Source organism: Pseudomonas sp. HMWF006 (genome assembly GCF_003061205.1).
Lineage (GTDB): Bacteria > Pseudomonadota > Gammaproteobacteria > Pseudomonadales > Pseudomonadaceae > Aquipseudomonas > Aquipseudomonas monsensis.
On record NZ_QAIU01000583.1, the window covers coordinates 2,538 to 7,677 of the forward strand.

The window sequence follows — 5,140 nt, forward strand, 5'->3', positions numbered from 1 at the left end:
CGTTGTCCGCCGCATCTTCTGCCTTCACCAACAACAGACGCTTGAGCGTGCTGTCCTGGCCGACGAAGTTGCTGACGAAATCGTCCGCCGGATGCGCGAGCAGGGTGTCCGGGTGATCAATCTGCAGCAGTTTGCCGGCGCGGAAAATCGCGATCTTGTCGCCCAGCTTGATCGCTTCGTCGATGTCGTGGCTGACCATGATCACGGTCTTGTTCAGCGCCCGTTGCATCTCGAAGAACTCGTTCTGGATCATTTCGCGGTTGATCGGGTCGACCGCACCGAACGGCTCGTCCATCAGCAACAGCGGCGCATCCGCCGCCAATGCGCGGATCACGCCGATGCGCTGTTGCTGGCCGCCGGACAGTTCACGCGGGTAGCGATGCAGATACTGCTTGGGTTCGAGCTTGATCATGCTCATCAACTCGCGGGCGCGGTCGTGGCATTTCTGTTTGTCCCAGCCGAGCAGCTTCGGCACGACGACGATGTTCTCTTCGATGGTCATGTTCGGGAACAGACCGATCTGCTGGATCACGTAACCGATGTTGCGACGCAGGGTCACTTCGTCGAGGTCGGTGGTGTCTTCGCCGTTGATCAGGATCTTGCCCGAGGTCGGTTTGATCAGGCGGTTGATCATCTTCAGCGTGGTGCTTTTGCCGCAACCCGATGGCCCGAGGAACACACATATTTCGCCTTCATTGACGGTCAGGCTTACCGAGTCCACGGCTTTGACATCTTTGCCGTTGCTTTGGAAGGTCTTGCTGAGGTTTTGAAGTTCGATCATTTGAGGAGTCCTTTTGGAGTCAGCGTACGTTGCAGCCACTGCAGGAGAAGGTCGGCGAAGATCGCCAGAAGACTGACCAACAGCGCGCCGACGATGAGCATCGACATGTCGCTGCGGCTGATAGAGGCGAGGATCAACACGCCGAGGCCACCGGCGCCGATGGTCGCGGCGATGGTCATCACGCCAATGTTCATCACCACGGCGGTGCGCACGCCGGCGAGGATCACCGGTACCGCAATCGGCAGCTCGACCATGCGCAGGCGCTGGCCGAAAGTCATGCCGATGCCGCGTGCGGCTTCACGGATGCCCGGTTCGACACCGGTCAGGGCGAGGTAGGTGTTGCGCATGATCGGCAGCAGCGAATAAAGGAACACCGCGGTGATGGCCGGCATCGGCCCCAGACCCTGGCCGAACTTGGAGTAGAACGGCAGCAGCAGGCCGAACAGGGCAATCGACGGCACCGTCAACAGCACCGTGGCGCTGGCCTGCAAGGGACCGGCGAGGCTCGGGAAACGCGTCATCAGGATCCCCAGCGGCACGCCGATGAGGATCGCCAGCGTCACCGCGATGCCGACCAGAGTGATGTGCTGCCAGGTCAGGTGCATCACCTGCTGCCAGTCGAGGTGGGAAAAGGCGTTCAGAAATTCCATGACTTTTCCTCCTTAGTTGAGTGGATGCTGGCGCAGGAAATCCGCGGCGACTTTCGACGGGCTCTCGTGATCGACATCGACCCGAGCGTTGAGCTGGCGCATGGTTTCGTCGTCGAACAGCTCCGCCAGTGGCTTGAGTTGCTCGGCCAGTTGCGGGTGCGCGTCCAGATACGCCTGACGCACCACCGGCGCGGCGGTGTAGTCGGGGAAATAGTGCTTGTCGTCTTCCAGCAGTTTCAGGCCGAACGCGTTGAGGCGACCGTCGGTGGTGTAGACCAGACCGGCGAATACCTGGCCGTTACGCAATGCGGTGTAGACCAGCCCCGCGTCCATCTGGCGGATGTTCTTGCGGGTCAGGTTCATGCCGTAGAGCTTGACCATGCCGTCCAGACCGTCGGAGCGGTTGGCGAACTCGGTGTCCAGCGCCACCAGATGGTTGGTCTTGGCTTCAGCCTGCAACACCTCGTTCAACTGGCTGATGTTGTTGATCTGCGGGTACTCCTCGGCGACTTTTTTCGGCAGGGCGAGGGCGTAGGTGTTGCTAAATTTCGACGGGGCCAGCCAGACCAGGCCTTTTTTCGCGTCGAGTTCTTTCACCCGGGCGTAGGACTGTTCGCTGTCGAGTTTTTCGGTGACATGGTTGTAGGCCACCAGCGACACGCCGGTGTATTCCCAGAGCATGTCCAGTTGCCCGCTTTCGTGGGCGCTGCGGGCCAGGTTGCTGCCCAGACCGCCGGTGATCTGCGCGTCGTAACCTTTGCTGCGCAGGTATTGCGCGGTGATTTCCGCGAGCAGGGTCTGCTCGGTGAATACCCGGGCGCCGAGACGGATTACCGGTTTTTCAGCGGCTTGCGCGATTCCTGCGAACAGCAGGGCACTACTCAGGATCAGGCCTAAGATCAAGCTAAGTCGTTTCATAAATATTCCTTCGCAAGAGCCTTAAGACGGGCGCAAACCGCGTTCCAGCCAGAGTCGGCTGGCGAGGGTGACGACGCCATCGAGCAGCAGGGCCAGCAGCGCGGTGCACGCGGCGCCGAGCAGCAGTTGCGGCTGATTGTTCAGGGCGATGCCGGGGAAGATCAGGCTGCCAAGGCTGTTCGCACCGATCAGGAACGCCAATGGCGCGGTGCCGACGTTGATTGCCAGCGCGACACGCACACCACCGACGATGATCGGCACGGCGTTGGGCAATTCGACTTTCCACAGCACCTGGCGCGGGGTCATGCCGATGCCGACGGCGGCTTCTTTCAGCGAGCCCTGGACGTTTTTCAGGCCTTCGTAGGTGTTGCGCACGATCGGCAACAGGGAGGCGAGGAACAAAGCGAAGATCGCCGGACCACTGCCGATGCCGAGAATCCCCAGGGCAATCGCCAGTACGGCCAGCGGTGGCACGGTGTTACCGATATTGAAGATCTGCATGAAGCGTTCAGCGCGGCCGACCATGGTCGGGCGACTGAGGAAGATGCCGGCGGGGATGCCCACGACCAGGGCGGCCAGCATTGAAGCGAGGACGAGAATCAGATGAGCTTGCAGGTAAAACAACAAATCGTCGCGGTAGTGTTCGATCGTGTTGATGCCGATCCAGTGGATCAGCAGGGCCAGGAGCGCGATCACCACCGCACCTCCCATCAGCCCTTTGCCATAGCGGATAGCCACAGGCGGACTCCTTTTTTTGTAGTCGGCGAACGCTCTCCCGAGTGGCATGCCAAGCCTTGGCTGCCGGGAATAAACGTTCGCGAGAAGCAGCTCCCTCAGCACCGGCAAAAAGCGGTCTGAAAGCGAGCCATGAGCGCAGCCTCGTCAGGCTAACTTGCTGATTTTTCAGCCCCTGACGAAATGTCGTAACAGGGGATGGACGTCTCCGTGCTTTAAAAGGTTCCCATCTGAGACAGCATTTGGCCACCCTTAATGTGCTCAACGGTTCGGTTATTGCATCGAGTTGGGCTATAATCGCGGCCCTTTTTTGAATCACCGCCAGGCGATTTCCCATGACCAACCAGGCCGCCGAAGTCGCGAAACGCCGCACTTTCGCCATTATTTCCCACCCCGATGCCGGTAAAACCACGATCACCGAAAAGCTCCTGTTGATGGGCAAGGCGATTGCGGTGGCCGGTACGGTGAAATCCCGTAAATCCGATCGCCATGCGACATCCGACTGGATGGAGATGGAGAAACAACGGGGTATTTCCATTACCACGTCGGTCATGCAGTTCCCGTATCGCGAACACATGATCAACCTGCTCGACACCCCGGGCCACGAAGACTTCTCCGAAGACACCTACCGCACCCTGACGGCGGTCGACTCGGCATTGATGGTTCTCGACGGCGGTAAAGGTGTAGAACCACGGACCATCGCCCTGATGGACGTCTGCCGTCTGCGTGACACGCCGATCGTCAGCTTCATCAACAAACTCGACCGCGACATCCGCGACCCGATCGAACTGCTCGACGAAATCGAAGCCGTGCTGAAGATCAAGGCAGCGCCGATCACCTGGCCGATCGGTTGCTACCGCGATTTCAAGGGCGTGTACCACCTGGCCGACGACTACATCATTGTCTACACCGCCGGTCATGGTCACGAACGCACCGAAACCAAGATCATCGAGAAACTCGACTCCGATGAAGCGCGTGCGCACCTGGGCGACGAGTACGACCGTTTCCTCGAACAACTGGAACTGGTGCAGGGCGCCTGCCACGAGTTCAACCAGCAGGAATTCCTCGACGGTCAACTGACCCCGGTGTTCTTCGGTACTGCACTGGGCAACTTTGGTGTCGACCACGTGCTCGATGCCGTCGTTGACTGGGCACCGCGTCCGCTGGCCCGTGTCGCCAACGAGCGCACCGTGGAGCCGGTGGAAGAGAAGTTCTCGGGCTTCATCTTCAAGATCCAGGCGAACATGGACCCGAAACACCGCGACCGCATCGCCTTCATGCGCATCTGCTCGGGCAAGTACGAAAAAGGCATGAAGATGCGCCACGTGCGTACCGGCAAGGACGTGCGCATCGGCGACGCCCTGACGTTCTTCTCCTCCGAGCGTGAACAGCTGGAAGAGGCGTACGCCGGCGACATCATCGGTCTGCACAACCACGGCACGATCCAGATCGGCGACACCTTCAGCGAAGGTGAAGTCCTCGGTTTCACCGGTATCCCGCACTTCGCCCCGGAACTGTTCCGTCGTGTGCGTCTGCGTGATCCGCTGAAGTCCAAGCAACTGCGTCAGGGTCTGCAACAGCTGGCTGAAGAAGGCGCAACGCAGGTGTTCTTCCCGGAACGCAGCAACGACATCATTCTTGGCGCCGTGGGTGTGCTGCAGTTCGATGTGGTCGCCAGTCGTTTGAAGGAGGAATACAAGGTTGAATGCTCTTATGAGCCGATCACTGTTTACTCTGCGCGCTGGATTGAATGCAGCGACAAGAAGAAGCTTGAGGAGTTTTCTAACAAGGCTGTGGAAAACCTGGCGTTGGATGGTGGTGGGCATCTGACCTACCTTGCGCCGACGCGGGTTAACCTGGCGTTGATGGAAGAGCGCTGGCCGGATGTGAAGTTCCGGGCGACGCGTGAGCATCATTAAGCGTTGAGCTGGTTTGTTCGAAAAGCCCCCTCGGTGTGTGCCTAGGGGGCTTTTTTTTGCTTGGTGGGTTTGGGTGTATATCCGTTTCTGCGGGTGTTGCTGATTACGGTTTCGCCCTTACGGCGACTCACTTTTTT

General features: G+C 59.4%; 5 protein-coding genes. 1 reads left to right on the top strand and 4 read right to left on the bottom strand.

Annotated features, from left to right (window positions below; translation table 11 throughout):
- From DBR24_RS26860 to DBR24_RS26875, 4 genes are all read right to left on the bottom strand, one after another.
- A partial coding sequence (locus DBR24_RS26860; protein ID WP_371921367.1) for an ABC transporter ATP-binding protein occupies window positions 1–781 on the bottom strand: 781 nt, incomplete at its 3' end.
- Complete coding sequence (locus tag DBR24_RS26865) at window positions 778–1,431, bottom strand: ABC transporter permease (RefSeq protein ID WP_007965673.1); 654 nt, start codon at window positions 1,429–1,431, stop codon at window positions 778–780. The genes DBR24_RS26860 and DBR24_RS26865, both read right to left, overlap by 4 nt.
- 12 nt (window positions 1,432–1,443) lie before the next feature.
- Window positions 1,444–2,349 (bottom strand): glycine betaine ABC transporter substrate-binding protein, encoded by a 906-nt coding sequence (locus DBR24_RS26870; protein ID WP_128616224.1) that lies wholly within the window; start codon window positions 2,347–2,349, stop codon window positions 1,444–1,446.
- A 21-nt stretch (window positions 2,350–2,370) separates the two neighbouring features.
- Entirely contained in the window at window positions 2,371–3,060 is a 690-nt protein-coding gene (locus DBR24_RS26875) for an ABC transporter permease (RefSeq protein ID WP_177490688.1), read from the bottom strand.
- 359 nt (window positions 3,061–3,419) lie between these two features.
- Between DBR24_RS26875 and DBR24_RS26880 the strand changes: the two genes are divergently transcribed.
- Complete coding sequence (locus DBR24_RS26880) at window positions 3,420–5,003, top strand: peptide chain release factor 3 (protein WP_027610807.1); 1,584 nt, start codon at window positions 3,420–3,422, stop codon at window positions 5,001–5,003.
- Window positions 5,004–5,140 lie beyond the last annotated feature (137 nt).

What these genes read in the sequence shown, in the direction of transcription:
- DBR24_RS26865 (WP_007965673.1), bottom strand. Translation starts at nt 1,431, where the DNA reads ATGGAATTTCTGAACGCCTTTTCCCACCTCGACTGGCAGCAGGTGATG.
- DBR24_RS26870 (WP_128616224.1), bottom strand. Translation starts at nt 2,349, where the DNA reads ATGAAACGACTTAGCTTGATCTTAGGCCTGATCCTGAGTAGTGCCCTG.
- DBR24_RS26875 (WP_177490688.1), bottom strand. Translation starts at nt 3,060, where the DNA reads ATGGGAGGTGCGGTGGTGATCGCGCTCCTGGCCCTGCTGATCCACTGG.
- DBR24_RS26880 (WP_027610807.1), top strand. Translation starts at nt 3,420, where the DNA reads ATGACCAACCAGGCCGCCGAAGTCGCGAAACGCCGCACTTTCGCCATT.